Source organism: Phyllobacterium sp. P5_D12, assembly GCF_054049495.1.
Map to the genome: position 1 here is coordinate 1 of NZ_JBFUMG010000823.1, position 1486 is coordinate 1486.

The window sequence follows — 1486 nt, forward strand, 5'->3', positions numbered from 1 at the left end:
CGATTGGAGATGTTGGCGGATAGGGGCGTTGCGGGTGCGCGTGCAGCGATGGCGCTTTCGGAGAATCCCGGAAAGTTCCTGTCGACGGTCCAAATCGGCATTACGCTTGTCGGTATTGTTGCCGGTGCGTTTTCCGGGGCGACCCTCGGATCGCGTATGAGCGTCTACCTGGCCAGTGCGGGCGTGCGTGCAGACATCGCAGAGGTCGGCGGTTATATTCTCGTCATCGGCATCATCACCTATCTCTCCGTGATCATCGGCGAACTCGTTCCCAAACACTTGGCGCTGAAGAATCCGGAGCGGATTGCCTGCTTTATCGCACGCCCGATGAACATTCTGTCGCGGGTTGCCGCCCCTGCCGTTTGGCTGCTCGATGCGTCAACCAGGGGAGTGTTTAAACTGTTTGGTATTTCCACGGCCTCCGAAAGCGCAATTACCGATGAAGAAATCCTGACGATCATTGCCGAGGCCGGCAGTACTGGAGTGATCGAAGAAGCCGAACGCTCGATGATCTCGGGTGTCATCCGCCTTGGCGACCGCAGTGTCCGCGCCGTGATGACACCACGTACCGAAGTCGAAATGGTCAAGGTCAACGAAGATATCGCTTCTCTCAAGAGAAAGCTGGTCGCCAGCAATCATTCATGCCTGCCCGTCTTTGACGATGACCGTGACAACGTCATCGGTGTCATCATGCTAAGGGACATGATCGAGCCGTTACTCTCGGCTTCGGAGGTTCTGATACGCGACCACATACGCAGCGCTCCCGTGGTTCCCGATACACTCGATGCGCTGGCGGCCCTGAAAGTCTTGCGCAACTCCGATGTGCCGATGGCGCTCGTTCATGATGAATATGGCCACTTCGAAGGTCTGCTGACGCCCGCTGACATCCTTGACGCGATAGCTGGTGCTTTCCGTTCGGACGAGGATCAGTCAGAACCGGAGGCCGTTCGACGTGATGATGGATCTTGGTTGCTCGCGGGGTGGATGCCAGCGGACGAAATGGCTGACCTGTTGGGCATCGACCTACCGAAGACCCGTCATTACGAAACCGTTGCTGGCTTCATCATCGATCGATTGGAACGAATTCCGGAAACGGGTGAGGCAATCGATTTCGACGATTGGCGCTTCGAAGTCGTCGACCTTGATCATCGGCGTGTCGATAAGGTTCTGGCGTCTCGCTTGCCATAGCGCGCTTGATTGAAGCGGCGATAAAGTCAGCGATGACCGCTTCGGATAGGGCGGGCTTRAAGTCTAATAAATCGCTCGGGTTTACTTGACTGGCACAAATTTGAGAGGCGGTTGGTTCTAGAACGTCAGTATCAAAACATCGGAATGCTGATGTCTGGTTTTGGCGGCGCGAAGCCGACGGTCAAGCATAATAAGCTAGACGTTCTTGCTGCAGATCGGCGATTGTTAACTTTTTTGGAACTAATCGGATTCGACTAGAAATCGGTTATTATCGGCATTTTCAAACGAACGTTTATCA

General features: G+C 54.7%; 1 protein-coding gene. It reads left to right on the forward strand.

The features are described 5' to 3' along the window. Nucleotides 1–1188, forward strand: a 1188-nt coding sequence (locus ACXJ5O_RS26780; RefSeq protein WP_457302558.1) for a hemolysin family protein, incomplete at its 5' end; no start/stop codon positions are given. Nucleotides 1189–1486: the final 298 nt, after the last annotated feature.